Origin of the sequence: Burkholderia cenocepacia (assembly GCF_014211915.1) — a bacterium.
Taxonomy (GTDB): Bacteria; Pseudomonadota; Gammaproteobacteria; order Burkholderiales; family Burkholderiaceae; genus Burkholderia; species Burkholderia orbicola.
Genome location: NZ_CP060039.1, coordinates 453,431 through 473,077 on the forward strand (window position 1 = coordinate 453,431; position 19,647 = coordinate 473,077).

The 19,647-nt window shown below is 67.8% G+C and carries 16 protein-coding genes, 1 tRNA gene and 1 pseudogene; 5 read left to right on the forward strand and 13 right to left on the reverse strand.

Translation table 11 applies throughout. The features are described 5' to 3' along the window. Positions 1–67: 67 nt before the first annotated feature. The 3 genes from gatB to gatC all read right to left on the reverse strand — a co-directional run bounded on the left by gatB (position 68) and on the right by gatC (position 3,407). Entirely contained in the window at positions 68–1,543 is a 1,476-nt protein-coding gene (gene gatB / locus SY91_RS02135; RefSeq protein WP_023477665.1) for an Asp-tRNA(Asn)/Glu-tRNA(Gln) amidotransferase subunit GatB, read from the reverse strand. Positions 1,544–1,547: 4 nt separating this feature from the next. Continuing rightward, the gene (gatA, locus tag SY91_RS02140; RefSeq protein ID WP_023477664.1) at positions 1,548–3,038 is read right to left on the reverse strand and encodes an Asp-tRNA(Asn)/Glu-tRNA(Gln) amidotransferase subunit GatA; all 1,491 of its coding nucleotides are present in this window, start codon (positions 3,036–3,038) and stop codon (positions 1,548–1,550) included. Positions 3,039–3,107: 69 nt separating this feature from the next. Continuing rightward, positions 3,108–3,407, reverse strand: a complete 300-nt coding sequence (gatC, locus tag SY91_RS02145; protein ID WP_006477478.1) for an Asp-tRNA(Asn)/Glu-tRNA(Gln) amidotransferase subunit GatC — start codon at positions 3,405–3,407, stop codon at positions 3,108–3,110. A 366-nt stretch (positions 3,408–3,773) separates the two neighbouring features. On the opposite strand from gatC, the gene SY91_RS02150 reads away from it, so the two are divergent. The 5 genes from SY91_RS02150 to rodA all read left to right on the forward strand — a co-directional run bounded on the left by SY91_RS02150 (position 3,774) and on the right by rodA (position 10,085). After that, positions 3,774–4,817: a rod shape-determining protein gene (locus SY91_RS02150; RefSeq protein WP_004189550.1), complete on the forward strand. Its 1,044-nt coding sequence runs from the start codon at positions 3,774–3,776 to the stop codon at positions 4,815–4,817. A 138-nt stretch (positions 4,818–4,955) separates the two neighbouring features. Further along, the gene (mreC, locus tag SY91_RS02155; protein WP_023477663.1) at positions 4,956–6,014 is read left to right on the forward strand and encodes a rod shape-determining protein MreC; all 1,059 of its coding nucleotides are present in this window, start codon (positions 4,956–4,958) and stop codon (positions 6,012–6,014) included. Then, complete coding sequence (gene mreD, locus SY91_RS02160; protein ID WP_006477476.1) at positions 6,011–6,523, forward strand: rod shape-determining protein MreD; 513 nt, start codon at positions 6,011–6,013, stop codon at positions 6,521–6,523. Before mreC ends, mreD begins: the two co-directional genes overlap by 4 nt. A 101-nt stretch (positions 6,524–6,624) precedes the next feature. Beyond that, the gene (gene mrdA, locus SY91_RS02165; RefSeq protein ID WP_185921039.1) at positions 6,625–8,925 is read left to right on the forward strand and encodes a penicillin-binding protein 2; all 2,301 of its coding nucleotides are present in this window, start codon (positions 6,625–6,627) and stop codon (positions 8,923–8,925) included. 11 nt (positions 8,926–8,936) lie between these two features. Beyond that, entirely contained in the window at positions 8,937–10,085 is a 1,149-nt protein-coding gene (gene rodA, locus SY91_RS02170) for a rod shape-determining protein RodA (protein ID WP_011546477.1), read from the forward strand. A 75-nt stretch (positions 10,086–10,160) separates the two neighbouring features. On the opposite strand, the gene SY91_RS02175 is transcribed toward rodA, so the two are convergent. From SY91_RS02175 to rsmB, 10 genes and pseudogenes are all read right to left on the reverse strand, one after another. Then, complete coding sequence (locus SY91_RS02175; protein ID WP_023476427.1) at positions 10,161–10,913, reverse strand: tetratricopeptide repeat protein; 753 nt, start codon at positions 10,911–10,913, stop codon at positions 10,161–10,163. Further along, entirely contained in the window at positions 10,910–11,695 is a 786-nt protein-coding gene (locus SY91_RS02180; protein WP_023476428.1) for an HpcH/HpaI aldolase family protein, read from the reverse strand. The genes SY91_RS02175 and SY91_RS02180 overlap by 4 nt, the downstream gene beginning before the upstream one ends. A 338-nt stretch (positions 11,696–12,033) precedes the next feature. After that, positions 12,034–12,486 (reverse strand): 6-carboxytetrahydropterin synthase QueD, encoded by a 453-nt coding sequence (queD, locus tag SY91_RS02185; RefSeq protein ID WP_006477472.1) that lies wholly within the window; start codon positions 12,484–12,486, stop codon positions 12,034–12,036. Positions 12,487–12,504: 18 nt separating this feature from the next. Beyond that, positions 12,505–13,137: a 7-carboxy-7-deazaguanine synthase gene (gene queE / locus SY91_RS02190; protein WP_011546480.1), complete on the reverse strand. Its 633-nt coding sequence runs from the start codon at positions 13,135–13,137 to the stop codon at positions 12,505–12,507. Between the two features lie 76 nt (positions 13,138–13,213). Further along, positions 13,214–13,948 (reverse strand): 7-cyano-7-deazaguanine synthase QueC, encoded by a 735-nt coding sequence (gene queC, locus SY91_RS02195; RefSeq protein ID WP_006482568.1) that lies wholly within the window; start codon positions 13,946–13,948, stop codon positions 13,214–13,216. 351 nt (positions 13,949–14,299) lie between these two features. Then, positions 14,300–14,375: transfer RNA gene (locus tag SY91_RS02200), tRNA-Phe, on the reverse strand. A gap of 60 nt (positions 14,376–14,435) precedes the next feature. Beyond that, positions 14,436–15,137, reverse strand: coding sequence for a response regulator transcription factor EsaR (gene esaR / locus SY91_RS02205; protein WP_012329434.1), 702 nt, complete (start codon positions 15,135–15,137; stop codon positions 14,436–14,438). Next, entirely contained in the window at positions 15,138–17,552 is a 2,415-nt protein-coding gene (gene esaS, locus SY91_RS02210; RefSeq protein WP_011546482.1) for a sensor histidine kinase EsaS, read from the reverse strand. Then, on the reverse strand, positions 17,542–18,132 hold the full coding sequence (locus SY91_RS02215) for a DUF4390 domain-containing protein (protein ID WP_006477467.1): 591 nt from the start codon (positions 18,130–18,132) through the stop codon (positions 17,542–17,544). Before SY91_RS02215 ends, esaS begins: the two co-directional genes overlap by 11 nt. After that, positions 18,129–19,519: pseudogene (gene rsmB, locus SY91_RS02220) on the reverse strand (16S rRNA (cytosine(967)-C(5))-methyltransferase RsmB). The gene SY91_RS02215 and the pseudogene rsmB overlap by 4 nt, the downstream one beginning before the upstream one ends. Positions 19,520–19,647: the final 128 nt, after the last annotated feature.

Below are 19,647 nucleotides of genomic sequence, written 5' to 3' on the forward strand. Positions count from 1 at the left end.
CGACGGGCCGCCCCGAACTGGTTCGGAGCGGCCCGTCGTCAAGCGCGGTTCAGACGCGCGCGCATGCTCAGCCGAGCTTCTTCTTCAGCAGTTCGTTGACCTGCTGCGGATTGGCCTTGCCCTTGGTCGCCTTCATCGCCTGGCCGATCAGCGCGTTGAACGCCTTTTCCTTGCCGGCGCGGAATTCCTCGACCGACTTCGCGTTCGCCGCGAGCACTTCGTCGATGATCGCTTCCAGCGCGCCGGTGTCGGAGATCTGCTTGAGCCCCTTCGCGTCGATGATGCGGTCGGCCGCGCCTTCGTCGGTCGCCTTCTCGTCCCAGATCGTCGCGAAGATTTCCTTCGCGATCTTGTTCGAGATCGTGCCGTCGGCGATGCGCTGCAGCAACAGCGCGAGCTGCGCGGCCGACACCGGAATCGCGTCGATCTCGATGCCGTCGCGGTTCAGCTGCGACGACACGTCGCCCATCAGCCAGTTCGCGACGATCTTCGCATTCGCCGCGCCGGCCTTCGCGACCACCGACTCGAAGTATGCGGCCATCGCCTTGCTCGACGTCAGCACGCCCGCGTCGTACGCGGACACGCCGTACTCGTCGACGAAACGCTGCTGCATCGCGGCCGGCAGCTCCGGCATGCCGGACTGCACGCGCTCGACCCAGTCCTGGCCGATCACGAGCGGCATCAGGTCGGGATCGGGGAAGTAGCGGTAATCGTGCGCGTCTTCCTTGCTGCGCATCGAGCGCGTCTCGCGCTTGTCCGGGTCGTACAGGCGGGTTTCCTGCACGACTTCGCCGCCGTCCTCGATCAGCTCGATCTGGCGACGCACTTCGTAGTTGATCGCTTCCTCCAGGAATCGGAACGAGTTCAGGTTCTTGATTTCCGCACGCGTGCCGAATTTCTCCTGGCCGACCGGTCGCACCGACACGTTCGCGTCGCAGCGGAACGAGCCTTCCTGCATGTTGCCGTCACAGATGCCGAGCCACACGACGAGCGCATGCAGCGCCTTCGCATAGGCAACGGCCTCGGCCGCGCTGCGCATTTCCGGCTCGGTGACGATCTCGAGCAGCGGCGTGCCCGCGCGGTTCAGGTCGATCCCGGTCATGCCGGCGAAGTCTTCATGCAGCGACTTGCCCGCGTCTTCCTCGAGGTGCGCGCGGGTCAGGTTGACCGTCTTCTCGTACGCCGGCTTGCCGGCCTTCTCGTTGGCCGGCACCTGGATCGTGATCTGGCCGCCCTGCACGACCGGAATCTCGTACTGGCTGATCTGATAGCCCTTCGGCAGATCGGGGTAGAAATAATTCTTGCGCGCGAAGATGCTGCGCGGCGCGATGGTCGAGCCGATCGCGAGGCCGAAGCGGATCGCCCGCTCGACCGCGCCACGGTTCAGCACCGGCAGCACGCCCGGCAACGCCAGGTCGACCGGGCACGCCTGCGTATTCGGCTCCGCGCCGAACTGCGTCGATGCGCCCGAGAAAATCTTCGAGACGGTCGACAGTTGCGCGTGCGTCTCGAGACCGATAACGACTTCCCACTGAGTAGCCATATGCTTACACCCCTGCCGGAACTTGCTTGTGCCAGTCGGTCGCGCGCTGGAACGCGTCGGCGACCTGCAGCATCCGGGCTTCGTTGAAATAGTTGCCGATGATCTGCAGGCCGACCGGGCGCTTCGCGTTCGCGCCCGCGCCGAAGCCGCACGGCACGCTCATGCCCGGGAGGCCCGCGAGGCTCACCGACAGCGTGTAGATATCCGCGAGATACATCTGCACCGGATCGTCGCCCTTCGCGCCGAGATCCCATGCGACCGTCGGCGACGCCGGGCCCATGATCACGTCGCAGGACTTGAACGCTTCCTGGAAATCGTTCGCGATGATGCGGCGGATCTTCTGCGCCTGCAGGTAGTACGCGTCGTAGTAGCCGTGCGACAGCACGTAGGTGCCGACCAGAATCCGGCGCTTCACTTCAGGCCCGAAGCCTTCCGCGCGCGACTTCTTGTACATGTCGAGCAGATCACCGTACTGCGCGGCGCGGTGGCCGAAGCGCACGCCGTCGAAACGCGACAGGTTCGACGACGCTTCCGCCGGGGCGATCACGTAGTACACGGGGATCGACAGTTCCGTCTTCGGCAGCGACACCGGCACGAGCGTCGCGCCGAGCGCCTCGTATTGCTTGAGCGCCGCGTCGATCGTCGCGCGCACGTCGTCGGCGAGACCGGCGCCGAAATACTCGTTCGGCAAGCCGATGCGCAGGCCCGCGAGCGGCTTGCCCGCGTCGTTGCCGGCGGCCCACGGCTGGCCGAGGTGACGCGTGAAGTCTTCGTCGTCGCGCTCGAGGCTCGTCGAGTCGCGCTCGTCGAAGCCGGCCATCGCGTTCAGCAGCAGCGCGCAGTCGGACGCGCTCTGCGCCATCGGGCCGCCCTGGTCGAGCGACGACGCGAACGCGATCATCCCGTAGCGCGACACGCGGCCGTAGGTCGGCTTGATGCCCGTCACGCCGGCGAACGACGCGGGCTGGCGGATCGAACCGCCGGTGTCGGTGCCGGTCGCGGCCGGCGCGAGGCGCGCGGCGACGGCGGCCGAGCTGCCGCCCGAGCTGCCGCCCGGCACCGCGTTCGTGTCCCACGGGTTCTTCACCGCGCCGAACGCCGAGTTCTCGTTCGACGAGCCCATCGCGAACTCGTCCATGTTGGTCTTGCCGAGCGTGACCATGCCGGCCGCCTGCAGGCGGGCGACGACGGTCGCGTCGAACGGGCTCTCGTAGTTCGCGAGCATTTTCGAGCCGGCGGTCGAGCGCCAGCCGCGCGTGACGAATACGTCCTTGTGCGCGATCGGCAGGCCGGTCAGCGCGCCGCCCGCGCCGCGCGCGAGTTCGGCGTCGGCGGCTTTCGCCTGCGCGAGGGTGAGGTCGGCGTCGACTTGAACGAATGCGTTCAGGTCGCGCGCGGCGTCGATCCGTTTCAGATAGTGCTGCGCGAGCTCGACGGCCGAGCATTCCTTGGCGGCGAGCGCGGCGCGCAGTTCGGTCAGGCTTTTTGCGTGCATTGAGTGGTTTTCCTGGGAATTCTGGGTCGCGCGCGGCGCTGGACGGCCGGCGCGCTTGTCATCGAATGCTTACTCGATCACCTTCGGCACGAGATAGAGGCCGTCCTGGACGGCCGGCGCCGGACGCTGGTTGTCGTCGCGATTGACGACTTCCGTCACGGCGTCGTCGCGCAGGCGCTGCGCGACTTCCTGGATCTGTTCGATCGGGTGGGCGAGCGGCGCGATGCCGGCGGTGTCGACCGCCTGCATCTGCTCGACGAGGCCGAAGAATTCATTGAGCTGGCCGAGCATGTGCTCGGCGTCGGCGTCGGCCATTTCGAGTCGCGCCAGGTGCGCGATGCGTTTCACATCGGTCAGGGTCAGGGCCATGCGATCACCGGAAAAACAAGGCTGCGCAGTGCATCGAAAGCAGCACTGCGGCGGGGGTTGGAGGGTGCGATCCCACCCTCAAAAATCGGGGCCGAAGCGGCAAAAATACCGCCCGTTTCGATTCAAATACCGTGAAATTATAAGGTATCATTACGCGTTCGACCCAAACCCGGCAGCCTTTTCCCGCACCGTTTCGCCCTGCTTCGGCAAGCCGTGCGTGCTTCGTGCGATCCCCGGTAGACATCACTCGCAGCTTCGTGCGCCGCGGCGGCCGCTTCCGCCACGCTTCCCGAGGCTGTTATTTTTTCCGCTGCCGCCCTCAGCGCTCGCTATGCAGGGCCGGCCCAGAGCGAAACAGGATTCTGAATGTTCGGTTTTTTGCGCAGCTACTTCTCCAACGATCTCGCGATCGACCTCGGCACCGCAAACACCCTGATCTACATGCGCGGCAAGGGCATCGTGCTCGATGAACCGTCCGTCGTGTCGATCCGCCAGGAAGGCGGCCCCAACGGCAAGAAGACGATCCAGGCGGTCGGCAAGGAAGCCAAGCAGATGCTCGGCAAGGTGCCGGGCAACATCGAGGCGATCCGCCCGATGAAGGACGGCGTGATCGCCGACTTCACCGTCACCGAGCAGATGATCAAGCAGTTCATCAAGACGGCCCACGAGTCGCGCATGTTCTCGCCGTCGCCGCGCATCATCATCTGCGTGCCGTGCGGCTCGACCCAGGTCGAGCGCCGCGCGATCAAGGAAGCGGCGCACGGCGCCGGCGCGTCGCAGGTCTACCTGATCGAGGAGCCGATGGCGGCCGCGATCGGCGCGGGCCTGCCGGTTTCGGAAGCCACCGGCTCGATGGTCGTCGACATCGGCGGCGGCACGACCGAAGTCGGCGTGATCTCGCTCGGCGGCATCGTCTACAAAGGCTCGGTGCGCGTCGGCGGCGACAAGTTCGACGAGGCGATCGTCAACTACATCCGCCGCAACTACGGGATGCTGATCGGCGAGCAGACCGCCGAGGCAATCAAGAAGGAAATCGGCTCCGCGTTCCCGGGCTCCGAAGTCAAGGAAATGGAAGTGAAGGGCCGCAACCTGTCGGAAGGCATCCCGCGCAGCTTCACGATCTCCAGCAACGAAATCCTCGAAGCACTGACCGATCCGCTGAATCAGATCGTGTCGTCGGTGAAGATCGCGCTCGAACAGACGCCGCCGGAACTCGGCGCCGACATCGCCGAACGCGGGATGATGCTGACGGGCGGCGGCGCGCTGCTGCGCGACCTCGATCGCCTGCTCGCGGAAGAAACCGGCCTGCCGGTGCTCGTCGCGGAAGATCCGCTGACCTGCGTCGTGCGCGGTTCGGGCATGGCGCTCGAGCGCATGGACAAGCTGGGCAGCATCTTCTCGTACGAGTGATCGCCCAGTGATCGCCTAGGCAGTCCCGTTTGATATGACGCACCCGCGGCGTGGCCGGATCGCTCGTTCAGAACGAACCGCCGCGCCGTTTGCGCGTCTGAGCATTATTTAACCGATCACACGCGCCCGGCGCCGACCATGGAATACAGTCCGCCGCCCCTCTTCAAGCAAGGTCCGCCCGCGCTCGCGCGGCTCATCTTCTTCGTCGCCCTCGCCATCGCGCTCCTCGTGTCGGACGCGCGCTTCAGCACGCTCGAAATCGTGCGCGGCGTGCTCGGCACCGTGCTCTACCCGCTGCAACGCGCGGCGCTCGTGCCGCGCGACCTGTTCATGGGCGCGGCCGACCTCGCCGTCACCGGCGCGGCGCTGCGCCACGAGAACGACGATCTCCGCAAGCGCAACCTGCAATTGTCCACGCAGGCCAACCAGGCCGCCGTGCTCACGCAGGAGAACGCGCACCTGCGCGCGGTGCTCGAACTGCGCCAGCACATCGCGACGCAATCGACCCCGGTCGAGATCCAGTACGACACGAGCGATCCGTTCACGCAGAAGATCGTGGTCGGGCAAGGCTCGCAGCAAGGTATCCAGGACGGCTCGCCCGTCGTCAGCGAGGACGGCGTGATCGGCCAGGTCACGCGCGTGTTCCCGCTGCAATCCGAAGTCACGCTGGTCACCGACCGCGATCTCGCGATTCCCGTGCAGGTGCTGCGCACCGGCCTGCGCAGCGTGATCTACGGCACGCCGAAGGGCGATTCGCTCGACCTGCGCTTCGTGCCGACGAGCGCGGATCTCGTCGCCGGCGACGAGCTGATCACGAGCGGCCTCGATGGCGTCTATCCGCCCGGCCTGCCGGTCGCGAAGGTCGTGCGCGTCGACAAGCTCGCCGATACCGCGTTCGCCCGGGTGACCTGCGCACCGGTCGCGGCCGTGCGCGGCGCGCGCCAGATGCTCGTGCTGCATTACCGCAACGACATCCCGCCGCGCCCGGCCGAGCCCGATCCCGCCGCCGAGAAGAACGCGAAGGGCAAGAAGGGCGCGAAAGCCGCCGCGAAGGGCGAAAAGGCCGAGAAAACCGACAAGGCCGACGCGAACGCGAAGCCGGCCGCCGCGGCCCAGCCCGGCGCGAAACCGGCGCCGGCCCAGCCCGCCGCCGCGCCCGCGAAGCCCGCCGCCGGGCAATCAGGAGCCCAGCGATGAACCGCCCGCAATACATCCTGCAGCCGGTCAATCCGTACTTCATCGTCTTCAGCCTCGCCGCCGCGTTCCTGCTGAACCTGATGCCATGGGGCCGCCTGCCCGGCGTGCCCGATTTCGTCGCGCTCGTGCTGCTGTTCTGGAACATCCACCAGCCGCGCAAGGTCGGGATGGGCGTCGCGTTCGCGCTCGGCATCCTGATGGACGTGCACGACGCGGGGTTGCTCGGCGAGCACGCGCTCGCCTATACGCTGCTGTCGTACGGCGCGATCACGATCCACCGCCGCGTGCTGTGGATGCCGATCGGCGTGCAGGTGCTGTACGTCACGCCGCTGCTGGTCGCCGCGCAGCTCGTGCCGTTCGTGATCCGCCTGCTGATGGGCGCCGCGTTCCCCGGCTGGCGCTATCTCGTCGACGGTTTCGTCGAAGCCGCGCTGTGGCCGATCGCGAGCCACCTGCTGCTGATGCCGCAACGCCGCCCGGTCGACCCGGACGATACGCGCCCGATCTGAGCCGGACCGACCTTGAATACCCGCCGCCCCCACGCCCGCCGCGCGCCGCGCTCCGGGGCGGCACCTCGCCCGCGTCCGCGCGCGGGCCAGATTGCCCTTAAATGACCGAATTCAACGACACCCAACAGCAGCTCTCGAGGTTCCGCCTGCGCGTCGCGGCGGCGGGCGTGTTCGTGTTCGTCTGCTTCGGGCTGCTCGCGAGCCGCTTCTTCTACCTGCAGCTGATGCAGCACGGCAAATACGCGCTGCAGGCCGAGGAAAACCGCATCTCGGTCGCGCCGATCGTGCCGAACCGCGGGATCATCACCGACCGCAACGGCGTGATCCTCGCGAAGAACTACTCGGCGTACACGCTCGAGATCACGCCGTCGAAGCTCGACGACACGCTCGACAACACGATCGACAAGCTGTCCGAGATCATCCCGATCGACGCCCGCGACCGCCGCCGCTTCAAGAAGCTGCAGGAAGACTCGAAGAACTTCGAGAGCCTGCCGATCCGCACGCGGCTCACCGACGCCGAAGTCGCGCGCTTCACCGCGCAGCGTTTCCGCTTCCCCGGCGTCGACGTGCGCGCGCGGCTGTTCCGCCAGTACCCGCTCGGCATGACGGCCGCGCACGTGATCGGCTATATCGGCCGGATCTCGAAGCGCGACCAGGATCGCATCGACGCGATGAGCGACGACAACGACAGCGACCAGGAGCACTACGATCCGCGCCGCGACGCGAACAACTACAAGGGCACCGACTACATCGGCAAGATCGGCGTCGAGCAGAGCTACGAGACCGAGCTGCACGGGCTGACGGGCTTCGAGGAAGTCGAGGTGACGGCTGGCGGCCGGCCGGTGCGCACGCTGTCGCGCACCCAGGCGACGCCCGGCAACAACCTCGTGCTGTCGCTCGACATCGGGCTGCAGCAGGTCGCCGAGCAGGCGTTCGCCGGCAAGCGCGGCGCGCTCGTCGCGATCGAGCCGAAGACGGGCGACGTGCTCGCGTTCGTATCGTCGCCGAGCTTCGACCCGAACTCGTTCGTCGACGGCATCGACCAGCAGACCTGGGACGAGCTGAACAACTCGCCCGACAAGCCGCTCCTGAACCGCCCGTTGCACGGCACCTACCCGCCCGGCTCGACGTACAAGCCGTTCATGGCGCTCGCGGGCCTCACGCTCGGCAAGCGCACGCCGGGCTGGGGCTTCCAGGACCCGGGCTACTTCACGTTCGGCGGCCACACGTTCCGCAACGACGTGCGCTCCGGCCAGGGCTGGGTCGACATGAACAAGGCGATCATGGTGTCGAACGACACCTACTTCTACATGCTCGCGCGCGACCTCGGCGTGAACGCGATCGCGAACTTCATGAAGCCGTTCGGCTTCGGCCAGATCACCGGGATCGACATCCAGGGCGAGGCGCGCGGGATCCTGCCGTCGACCGACTGGAAGAAGAAGGCGTTCAAGAAGGCCGCGCAGCAGAAGTGGTTCGACGGCGAGACGATCAGCCTCGGGATCGGCCAGGGCTACAACTCGTTCACGATCCTGCAGCTCGCGCACGCCACGGCAACGCTCGCGAACAACGGCGTCGTGATGAAGCCTCACCTCGTGAAGGAAGTCGAGGACCCGATCTCGCGGGCGCGCCACCTGACCGTGCCGAAGGAAAGCGAGGTGATCCCGCTGAAGGCGGCCGACATCGACGTCGTGAAGCGCGGGATGGAGAACGTGATCGAGAACCCGTCCGGGACCGCGTACAAGGTGTTCCGCGGCGCGCAGTACCTCGCCGCCGGCAAGACCGGTACCGCGCAGGTGTTCTCGCTGCAGGGTTCGAACTACAAGGGCCACCTGCTCGCCGAACACCTGCGCGACCACGCGCTGTTCATCGCGTACGCGCCGGTCGACCATCCGCAGATCGCCGTCGCACTGGTCGTCGAGAACGGCGGCTGGGGCGCGCAGGCCGCCGGCCCGATCGCGCGTCGCGTGCTCGACTACTACCTGGTCGAGCGCCAGAACCCGAAGAACGAGGCCGCGGCCGTGGCCGCCGCGGCGTCGGCGACCGAGCCGGTGAGCGCACCGGTGGTCGGCGACACGTCGAAGCCCGCCACGATCGCGGCCGGCTTCACCGCGCTGCCGCAGCCGGTCGTGCCGTCGGCGGCCAGCGCGGCCGAGGCGGCATCGGCCGCGTCGGGTGCCTTGGGTGCCTTGGGTGCCTCGGGTGCCTCAGGTGCGGCCAGCGCCACCGCGCCGGCCGACGCGAGCGCCGCGGTGCCGATGGCCGCGAGCCTGCCGCCGATCCGGCGTCCGCACCGGCCGCGCCGGCCCGCGAGCGACGCGCAGCCGGTCGCCGCCGCGCCGCGGGACGACAACCATCGTGCGACGGCCCCCGCGAAAGCGGCGGACGCCGGCACCGCTCATTAACGGAGAAAGGCATGCAATTCGACAAGCGCGCCTGGCTCGACAAGATCAAGCAGATGTTCGCGGGCTTCGATCGCCCGCTCGCCCTCATCGTGTTCCTGCTGCTGTGCGTCGGCATCGTCACGCTGTACAGCGCGTCGATCGACATGCCGGGCCGCGTCGAGGACCAGTTGCGCAACATCCTGCTGACGTTCGTGCTGATGTGGGTGATCGCCAACATCCCGCCGACCACGCTGATGCGCTTCGCGGTCCCGCTCTACACGTTCGGGGTGACGCTGCTGATTGCGGTCGCGCTGTTCGGGATGACCAAGAAGGGCGCGAAGCGCTGGCTGAACGTCGGCGTCGTGATCCAGCCGTCCGAAATCCTCAAGATCGCGACGCCGCTGATGCTCGCGTGGTACTACCAGCGCCGCGAAGGCGGGCTGCGCTGGTACGACTTCATCGCCGCGTTCGGAATCCTGCTGGTGCCGGTCGGGCTGATCGCGAAGCAGCCCGACCTCGGCACGGGCCTGCTCGTGTTCGCGGCCGGCTTCTTCGTGATCTACCTCGCCGGCCTGTCGTTCAAGCTGATCGTGCCGGTGCTCGTCGCGGGCGTGCTCGCGGTCGGCTCGATCGCCGTGTTCGAGGAACGCATCTGCCAGCCCGAAGTACAGTGGCCGCTGATGCACGACTACCAGAAACACCGGGTGTGCACGCTGCTCGACCCGACCTCGGACCCGCTCGGCAAGGGCTTCCACACGATCCAGGCCGTGATCGCGATCGGCTCGGGCGGCGTGCTCGGCAAGGGCTACCTGAAAGGCACGCAGGCGCACCTCGAATTCATTCCGGAAAAGCACACCGACTTCATCTTCGCGGTGTTCTCGGAAGAATGGGGGCTCGCCGGCGGGCTCGTGCTGCTGACGCTGTACATGGCGCTGATCGCGCGCGGGCTCTACATCGCCGCGCAGGGCGCGACGCTGTTCGGCCGGCTGCTGGCGGGCTCGCTCACGCTCGCGTTCTTCGTCTACGCGTTCGTCAACATCGGGATGGTCAGCGGCGTGCTGCCGGTCGTCGGCGTGCCGCTGCCGTTCATGAGCTACGGCGGCACCGCGCTCACGACGCTCGGCATCGCGATCGGGATGATCATGAGCGTCGGGCGGCAGCGGCGGCTGATGAAGAGCTGATCGCGGCCCCGCACTGCGGCACACGAAAACGGCGCCCCGGCGCCGTTTTTCATTGGATGCGCCGAATGCGGCCGCCTACTGCGGCGGCGCGTGCGGCTTGCCCTGCTCCGCACCGGCGCCCGATGCCGGCCCCGGCGCCTTCAGCCGCGCGCTCAGCTCCTTGAATTTCATCCCGGCCGTCTCGTCACCCTGCGCGGCTGCCGCCGCGTAATACGCGCGCGCGATGTTCAGGTTCTGCGCGACGCCGTCGCCGCCGCGCTCGTAGAACGACGCGGTCACGTACTGCGCGGTCGGCTCGCCCGCGTCGGCGGCCTGCTTGTACCATGCGAACGCCTGCCGGTTGTCGCGCGGCGTGCCGCGCCCGTCGAGGAACTGGTTCGCGAGCGACAGCTCGGCCTGCACGTGCCCCTGCTTCGCGGCGCGCAGGAACCAGCGATGCGCTTCCGCCGGATTGCGCGCGACGAACTCGCCATCGTCGAACATCCGGCCGTACACGTACTGCGCATGCGACATGTTCGCGTCCGCCGCACGCCTGAGCCAGCGCAGCCCTTCGTCGACGTTCGCCGTCACGCCTTCGCCCGTCAGCAGCATCATCGCGTAGTTGAACTGCGCGAGGCGATCGCCGCGCTCGGCCGCATCGTGGAATTGCACCAGCGCCGCGCGATAGTCTCCGGCGTTGTAGTCGGCAACCGCCGATTGCGTCTCGCGCGACGGATCGGGCTTCGCTTGCGGCGCGCCCTGCGCGGCAGCCACCGCACACACGGCCCACAGGCCGACCATCGTCCCGATCCGCGCGCGCCTGCGGCACGCAGCGTCTGCGCCGTTCATGACCGTACCTCCTGCAACGCCTGCCGCGTCGCGCGCAATAGCCAGCTCACGTCGGCCGACACCGTGATCATCCGGTAACCGGCGTCGCGATACTGGCGCGCGGCCGCCGTGTCGCCCGCGAAGATGCCGACCGCGACGCCTGCCTGCTTGCCGGCCGCGAGCACGCGCGCCATCGCGGTTTCGACGTCCGGGTGGCGGATGTCGCCGAGATGCCCGAGGCTCGCCGCGAGGTCGGCCGGGCCGACGAACAGGCAATCGATGCCGGGTGTCGCCGCGATCCGCTCGACTTCGTCGACGCCGCGCGCCGATTCGACCTGCACGACCACCGCCACTTGCGCATTCGCCGTCTGCAGGTAGTCGCGGCGCATGCCGAACGCCGCCGCGCGCACCATGCCCGCGACGCCGCGCAGCCCGTCGGGTGTGTCGGGCGACGGGAAGCGCGTGAGCCGCACTGCGTGCGCGGCGTCGTCGGGCGTCTCGATACACGGGAACATCAGCGTGCGCGCGCCGGCGTCGAGCGCGCGCTTCACAAGCCACGGCTCGCGAGCCGGCACGCGCACGACCGGCTCGCTCGGCAGGTGCGCCGCGGCGATCGCACGCAGTTGCGACGCCACGTCGCGACTGTCGTTCGGCGCATGCTCCATGTCGATGCAGAGCCAGTCGTAACCGGCGTGCGCGAGCGCTTCCGCGGCCGAGTCGCTGCCGAGCGACAGCCACAGGCCGTACAGCGGCTCGTCACCGTCGCGCAGGCGTTGTTTGAGGGAATTGGTGAGCGTGCTCATCGATACGGCCTCCGGAACGGAACGGCAATCGAACGGGACAAGCAACAGGCGCAGCGGAAAGCGGAATGCATACCGCCGGGCAACCGAAGCACGGCGGCGACGACGGATCGCGCGCCGGAGAACGTGAGTCGGCCCGGGACGGCCGATCTGACAGCGCGGGCCGCGCAATGGCTCACGCGAGCGTTTTTCGGTGCGGCACGTCGATCATAGCGCGGCGGGCGCTCGATGCGGGAACAGACAGGGGAAGCCCTACCGACGCGGGAAGGAGGGAGTCGAGGCCACGGTGCGCGGCGACGGGCAGCCCGCGCCGGACAGCGGGGCTGCGGGGGCAGGCAGGATCAGCGGCCGGGCTGGCGCTCGACGTCGGCCCAGCAGTTCGGCGTTTCGTACAACCGCACGCGCTCGAGGCGCAGGTTCACGCCGTAGTGCGCGTCGTACACGTTCGCGAGGAGGTCGAACGCGATCGCCGCGAGGTTCTCGACGGTCGGGATCCGGTCGATCACGACCGTCTTGTGGTCGGCCATCTGCTCGAGGAACGAGCGCACGACGTCGTCGCGCGCATAGACCAGGAACGCGTGGTCCCACTTGCTGACGAGGTGCTCCATCGCGAGCGCCTTCACGTCGGCGAAATCCATCACCATGCCGCGGTCGGGCGCCCCCTCGGTATCGACGAGATCGCCGCGCAGCGTGATTTCGAGCACGTAGCGATGGCCGTGCAGGTTCCGGCACTGGCTGCGGTGATCGGGAATGCGGTGGCCCGCGTCGAATTCGAGTTTTCGGGTAATCAGCACGATGTCAAAAGCCGTGGCTCAGGGAATGTTCAGATATTTGTGGGTCTGCATCGACAGCCGCCACTGCGGATGACGCTTGCACCAGTCGATCGCGAGCTTCGTGTTGAGGTCGCGCGACGGGCCGTCCATCGGCTGCACGAGAAAATACTCGAAGTCGAGCTTCGCGTAGTCGGCCAGCCGCTGGTTGTCCTGCGGCACGACGACCTTCAGTTCGTTGCCCTTCGTGACGACGAGCGGCGCATCGGCCTTCGGGCTCACGCAGATCCAGTCGATCGATTCGAGCACCGGCAGCGAACCGTTGGTCTCGATCGCGATCTCGAAGCCGGCCGCGTGCAGCGCGTCGACGAGCGGCTGGTCGAGCTGCAGCATCGGCTCACCGCCCGTGCAGACGACGAAGCGATTCGCTTCGCCCTCCGGCCACAGGCCGGCGATCGTCGCGACGAGCGCGGCGGCGTCCTTGAACTTGCCGCCGTTCTCGCCGTCGGTGCCGACGAAATCCGTATCGCAGAAGCGGCACACGGCCTCCGCACGATCCTCTTCGCGGCCCGACCACAGGTTGCAGCCGGCGAACCGGCAGAACACGGCCGGCCGGCCCGCATTCGCGCCCTCGCCCTGCAACGTGTAGAAAATTTCCTTGACCGCGTAAGTCATCGTGCTTCGTCCGGCTCGCGCCGCTCGTTGTCGATCAGAATCCGTTGTCCATCAAGCGCTGCCCGCGCGAGCCGCATCACAGCGGCGCTTCGGTCACCCGCTCGCCCTTCAGGTAAGCCTCGTAGCCACGCTTGCGCAGCTTGCAGGCCGGGCATTCGCCGCAGCCGAAGCCCCAGTCGTGCAGTTCCGCGCGCTCGCCCACGTAGCACGTGTGCGTCTCGACGCGGATCAGTTCGACGAGCGCGTCGCCGCCGAGCTGTTCGGCGAGCTGCCAGGTCTGCGCCTTGTCGAGCCACATCAGCGGCGTCTCGAGCACCATGCGCGTATCCATCCCGAGATTCAGCGCGACCTGCAGCGCCTTCATCGTGTCGTCGCGGCAATCGGGATAGCCCGAGAAATCGGTCTCGCACATCCCGCCGACCAGCACGCGCAGCCCGCGGCGATAGGCGATCGCCGCGGCGATCGTCATGAACATCAGGTTGCGGCCCGGCACGAACGTGTTCGGCAGGCCGTTGGCCGTCGTCTCGATCTCGATCGTGCGCGTCATCGCGGTATCGCTGATCGCGCCGAGCACCGACAGGTCGATCATGTGATCGTCGCCGAGCCGGTCCGACCACGCCGGAAACCTGTGCTTCAGTGCTTCGCGCACGCCTTCGCGGCACTCGAGTTCGACGCGATGACGCTGGCCGTAATCGAAGCCGAGCGTCTCGACCGTCTGGTAGCGTTCGAGGGCCCATGCCACGCACGTGGCGGAGTCCTGCCCGCCGGAAAACAACACGAGCGCGCCGTCTTTAGCGTCTGTCCGAATCACCGTGATACTCCGTGAATGTGTAGGCTCGCGTCGCACTGCGCCCCGAGGCCGGCTGCCGCCGGACGGCCCGACGCGACCGGCCTGCGCCGGCTCGACCAGTATAGGCAGCGCGGTCGGCCGCGAATGCGGCGGCGCGCTTATACCGCTCATCGCGCGGCATCGTTGCCGCGCGCCACGACAGGCGCGCCGCGGGCAGCCTGCCATGTGCATGAAGCGATGCGCTAAGTCATTGAGCGGGCACGGATTTTATCATGCCCCGGCGAATGCTGCCGGGCCCGCCGCCCACGACACGCGATACCCATCACAAACGAAAAACCCCAAGAACCTTCCGATTCTTGGGGTTTTAAATGCTGGTGGCCTGGGACGGAATCGAACCATCGACACGCGGATTTTCAATCCGCTGCTCTACCAACTGAGCTACCGGGCCAACGAAGAATGAAAGTATATCGAGCTATTCGCCCCCGGGCAAGTGCTTTCGCAAAATATTTTACAGCGCACCTTCGGACGGCTTCTTGCCGAGCTCGACGCCGAGCTGCTTGAGCTTGCGATACAGGTGCGTGCGCTCGAGGCCCGTCTTCTCCGCGACGCGCGTCATGCTGCCGTTCTCGCGCGCGAGGTGATACTCGAAGTACGCGCGCTCGAACGCATCGCGCGCTTCGCGCAACGGGATGTCGAACGGGATCGCCGCCGTCTGGCCCGCGAGGCCGAGCGCCGACGCCATGTCGTCGCCGAGCGTCGGCAGCGCCGCCGCGGACGCGACCGTCGCCGGCCCCGCGGCCTGCCCGCCGCCCGCCTTCGCCGCCGCGTTCGCGGACACCGGCGCCGCGCCGCGGGCGAGACCGTGCTCGACCGACTTCAGCAGCTTCTGCAGCGCGATCGGCTTTTCGAGGAAATCGAGCGCGCCGATCTTGGTCGCCTCGACGGCGGTATCGATCGTCGCGTGCCCGGACATCATGATCACGGGCATCGTCAGCAGCCCCTGCGCCGCCCATTCCTTGAGCAGCGTGACGCCGTCGGTATCGGGCATCCAGATATCGAGCAGCACGAGATCGGGCGCCTGATTCAGCCGGTATTCCCGCGCGGCCTGCGCGTTCTCCGCCGCCTCGACGACATGTCCTTCATCGCTGAGGATCTCCGAGAGCAATTCCCGGATGCCCATTTCATCATCTACCACCAGGATGGTTGCCATTTACGCTGCCTTTGTCTGCTCACTTGCTTTTGTCTTGGCGGGAGTCGTCCCGTCCTGTGCACCCGGTTCGGCGCCTGGCGTATCGCTCGCCATCTGCAGGAACAGGATCGATACCTGCGCACCCTCGACGGTCTCGCCGTGCATGCGATTGCGCAGATCGATCCGCGCGCCGTGCTCGTCAACGATTTTCTTGACCGTGGCCAACCCGAGCCCCGTGCCCTTCGCCTTCGTCGTCACGTAAGGCTCGAACGCGCGGGTCAGGATGCGTGCCGGAAAACCGGGCCCGTTGTCGGACACGGTAAGCCGTACCGCGACGCGCGTTTTGCCCTCGGCGTCGGGGTCGCCATATTCTACTGTCTTGGTTTCGATCAACACACGCGGATGCGCGGACTCCGCGACCGAATCCTGCGCATTCTGCAGCAGGTTGTGAATCACCTGGCGCAATTGCGTCGCGTCGCCGCGAATCACCGGCAGCGACGGCGCGAGCTCGGCGACGATCGGGCTCTTGCCTTCGCCGACGCCGTACAGCCCGAGCACCTCGCTCGCCAGTTCGTTCAACTGCAGGTTCGCGAGCACCGCCGGCGGCGTGCGCGCGTATTCGCGGAAATCGTCGACCATCCGCTTCATCGCGGCCACCTGGTTCACGATCATCGTCGCGCCGCGCTTGAGCACGTCCGCGTCGGGCGGCGCGAGCTTGTCCGACAGCTTCATCTGCAGCCGCTCGGCCGACAGCTGGATCGGCGTCAGCGGATTCTTGATCTCGTGCGCGAGCCGCCGCGCGACCTCGCCCCACGCGACCGAACGCTGCGCGGAAATCACGTCGGAGATGTCGTCGAACACGACGACGTAACCGGACGTCTGCGGATCGTCGGCCTGCCCCTCGACCGTCGACACGAGCCGCGTGCCGCGCACGAGCAGCGTCAGCGGATCGGTTTCGCCCGGCACCTCGATCGCGAACTGCTGCTGCCAGTGGCCGCGATCGCCGCTGCCGCCGTCGGACGCCGCCTCGCGATCGGCGAATGCCTTGCGCACCATCGCGCCGAACCCGGCGGCCACGCCGATCCGGTCGAGCGTCGTGCCGATCAGCGAGTTGAACGGCTGCCGGAAGATCCGCTCGGCGCCGCGATTGGCCGTCGTCAGCCGGAACTGGCGGTCGAGCACGAACACGCCGGCCGTCAGGTTCGCGAGGATGCTCTCGAGATACGTCTTCGAATGCTCGAGCGCGATGCGGTTCTTCTCGACCGCGAGCCGCGCCTCGGACAACTGGCGCGTCATCGCGTTGAACGACTGCGTGAGGAAGCCGAGCTCGTCGCGCGTCTTGATCTCGCGCTTCGGCGTGTAGTCGCCTTCCGTGATCTCCTTCGTGCCCTGCGCGAGCAGGAACAGCGGCCGCGCGAGCTGTTGGCCGAGCGCGAGCGCGAGCATCATCGCGATGAAGGTCGCGAGGAACAGCGCGAGTGTCAGCGTGCCGATGTACATCTTGCGCAGGCCCGTGCGGCCGAGCGACTTTTCCTGGTACTCGCGGTACGCGCGCTGCACGGCGTCCGCGTTGTGCGCGAGCCCGGGCGGCACCGGCTGCGTGAGCTGCAGGAACCGCTCCGCCGGCTGCAGCAGCGACGTCGTCGCATCGGGAATCGGCCGCACGACGCGCAACCGCAGCGCGCCCTTCGCGCCATGCGCGCGCGGGTCGCCGTCGACCTCGCCCTCGATCGCCGCATACGCGCCGTGTTCGCGCGCCTGGCTCAGCATCAGCGGCGTCGGCAGGTCGTCCGGAATCAGCGCCGCGAAATTGCCCGACGCCTGCGCGACGATGTGCAGGTCGGGCGCGGCGCCCGAGCCGCCGCGGCTCGGCTCGACGATCGTCGCGTCCTGCACGCCGAACTGGTCGCGCAGCCGCAGCAGCGTGAGCGTCGTGCCGTTCGTGTTCGCATCGACGCTCGCGAGCTGGTCGGACATCAGCCGCGCCTTGGTCTGCAGATCGGACAGCGACGCATCGAGCATTCCGCGGCCGAGGTTCAGCCCGGCCGTCAGCGCCGTCTCGACGTTCACGTCGAACCACGACTCGATACTGCGCGACACGAACTGGTACGACACGATGTAGATGATCCCGCCCGGCACCACGCCGACGAGCGCGAAGAACACCGCGAGCTTCGCGAGCAGCCGCGTGCCGAACTTGCCCTTCCTCAGGCGCACGACGATCATCCCGATCAGCCCGAGCACCACGAGCAGGAACACGAGCGCGACGATGATGTTCGTCGCGTACAGCCACGAGTAGTAGCGGTCGAAGAATTCGGTGTTCGCGCTCGCGGCCGCGAGCAGCACGAGCAGCAGCAGTGCGGTGATCGCGACCGTCGAGACGATCACGCGGATGAGGAGGCTCTTCCCGCTGGCCGCGCGGCGTACTTTATTTAGCACGTTCGGTCACCGTGAAGTTGAAGCGCTTCCAGTCCGACCCGAGCGTCCAGTCGCGGTTGTTCACGGCATCGACCTGGAACGGCTTCGGCATCAGCGCCGTGTCGAGCTGCATCCGCACCGACGCCGTGTAGGTTTCGCCTGCCCGTACCTGGTTACGGTCGATCACGTGCCACGACGTGATGTGGCGGACCACCGCGAGCGCATCCTTCAGCGACGGGAAGCCGAGCTGCAGGCCGCCCGTCGACACGCGGTACTCGCGCGTGAGCGGCTGGAACGACAGGCGGATCGTCTGCGTGACCGCCACCGGCTGCTCGTCGAACCAGTACCAGCGCGCGCGGCTCAGCTCGAAGTCGGTCGTGAAGTAAAGCGGGATGCCCTTGTTGACGGCATCCTCGAGGTTCGGATTCAGCTCGAAGTCGAACCGCGCGTCCAGGCTCCAGCCGCTGCCGTCGGACTGGAGCGATGCGCGCTGCACGGCGATCGATTCGGCATGCGCCGGCCGGACGACGGCCAGGCACAGCGTCAACGCGACCAGCAGGACGGCCGCGAGCCGAAAGGGAAAAAGGTGTTTGATCGTCACCGTTTCTGAAACCGCGCGTAGAAAAATCCGTCGTGATCGGTGTTCTGGTCGAGTGCGCCGGCGGCCGCCCGTCCCTGCACGCTGCCCGGCAGCAGTTGGCCGGGGCGTCCAATCGTACCGCATCTTCACAGGCCGCTTCAAACCAGCGGGCCTGCAATTCGCCTTCTTCCGGGAAGATCGAACAGGTCACGTAAAGCAGTTCGCCGCCCGGCTTCACGAGCGGCCACAGCGCCGACAGGATGCGACGCTGCTCCGCGACCAGCGCCGGGATGTCGGCCTCGCGGCGCAGCCAGCGGATGTCGGGGTGCCGCCGCACGATGCCGGACGCCGAGCACGGCACGTCGGCCAGGATGCGATCGAACGGACGCCCGTCGTACCAGGTGTCCGGCGCACCCGCGTCGCCGACGCACACGTTCGCCGCGAGCGACAGGCGCACGAGATTCTCGCCGATGCGCGCCGCGCGCGTCGCGTCGCTTTCGAGCGCCACGACTTCCGCATTGGCGAGTTCGAGAATATGGCCCGTCTTGCCGCCGGGCGCAGCGCACGCGTCGAGCACGCGCATGCCGTCGCGCGCGCCGAGCCATTCCGCCGCGAGCTGCGCGCCGGCGTCCTGCACCGACACCACGCCGTCGGCGAAGCCCGGAATGCGCTCCACCGGCAGCGCCGACGCGAGCCTCACCGCGTGCCGGCCGATCGCGGTCGCGTCGATTCCGCTCGCACGCAGCGTGTCGAGATACGCATCGACGCTCGCGCGGCGCGCATTCACGCGCAGCGTCAGCGGCCCCTGACGCTCGCCGGCCGCGAGGATCGCCTGCCATGCGTCGGGCCATGCGCGCTTCACCGCATCGACCCACCACGCGCGGTAGTTCCAGCGTGCGACCGGGTCGTCCTGCATCGCGGCGACGAGTGCGTCGCGCTCGCGCAGGAAACGGCGCAGCACCGCGTTGATCATCCCCTTCGCGAACGCGAATTCGCGGCGCGCACCGATGACGGTGACGGCCTGGTCGACCACCGTGAACGCCGGGTACGCTGCCTCGTCAGGCGGGTCGAGCAGCAGCGCGAACGCGCCGGCGAGCACCGCGTGCACGTGCGCGGGCGGCGCCTTGCTGACGAACTGGCCGATCAGCCAGTCCGCGCTGCCGAGGCGACGCATCGTCCGGTAGGCGACGTCCTGCGTCGCGCCGCGCGCGAGCGCCTGCGCACCGGACGGCATCTGCGCGAATACGGTCGACAGCGCCGCCGGCAACGCGGTACCGCGTCGCACCGCGTCGACCGCCTGCGCGGCCGCGTCGAGCGCGAAGCCGAGCGAATCGGGCGCCAGGTGCAGCGCAGCCAGGCGCGCCGGGCGGCCGGAAGAAGTCGGAGCGGAAGAACGGGGTCGTGTCATCGGTGCGGAATCGGCAAGCAGGCGCGGCAATCAGGTGCGGCAAACAAATACGGCAAACGGCGGGATCGCGGCGGCCAGATGACCCGGCGATTCCAAACCGCGCATTGTAGCGTGCGGCCATGCCGCCC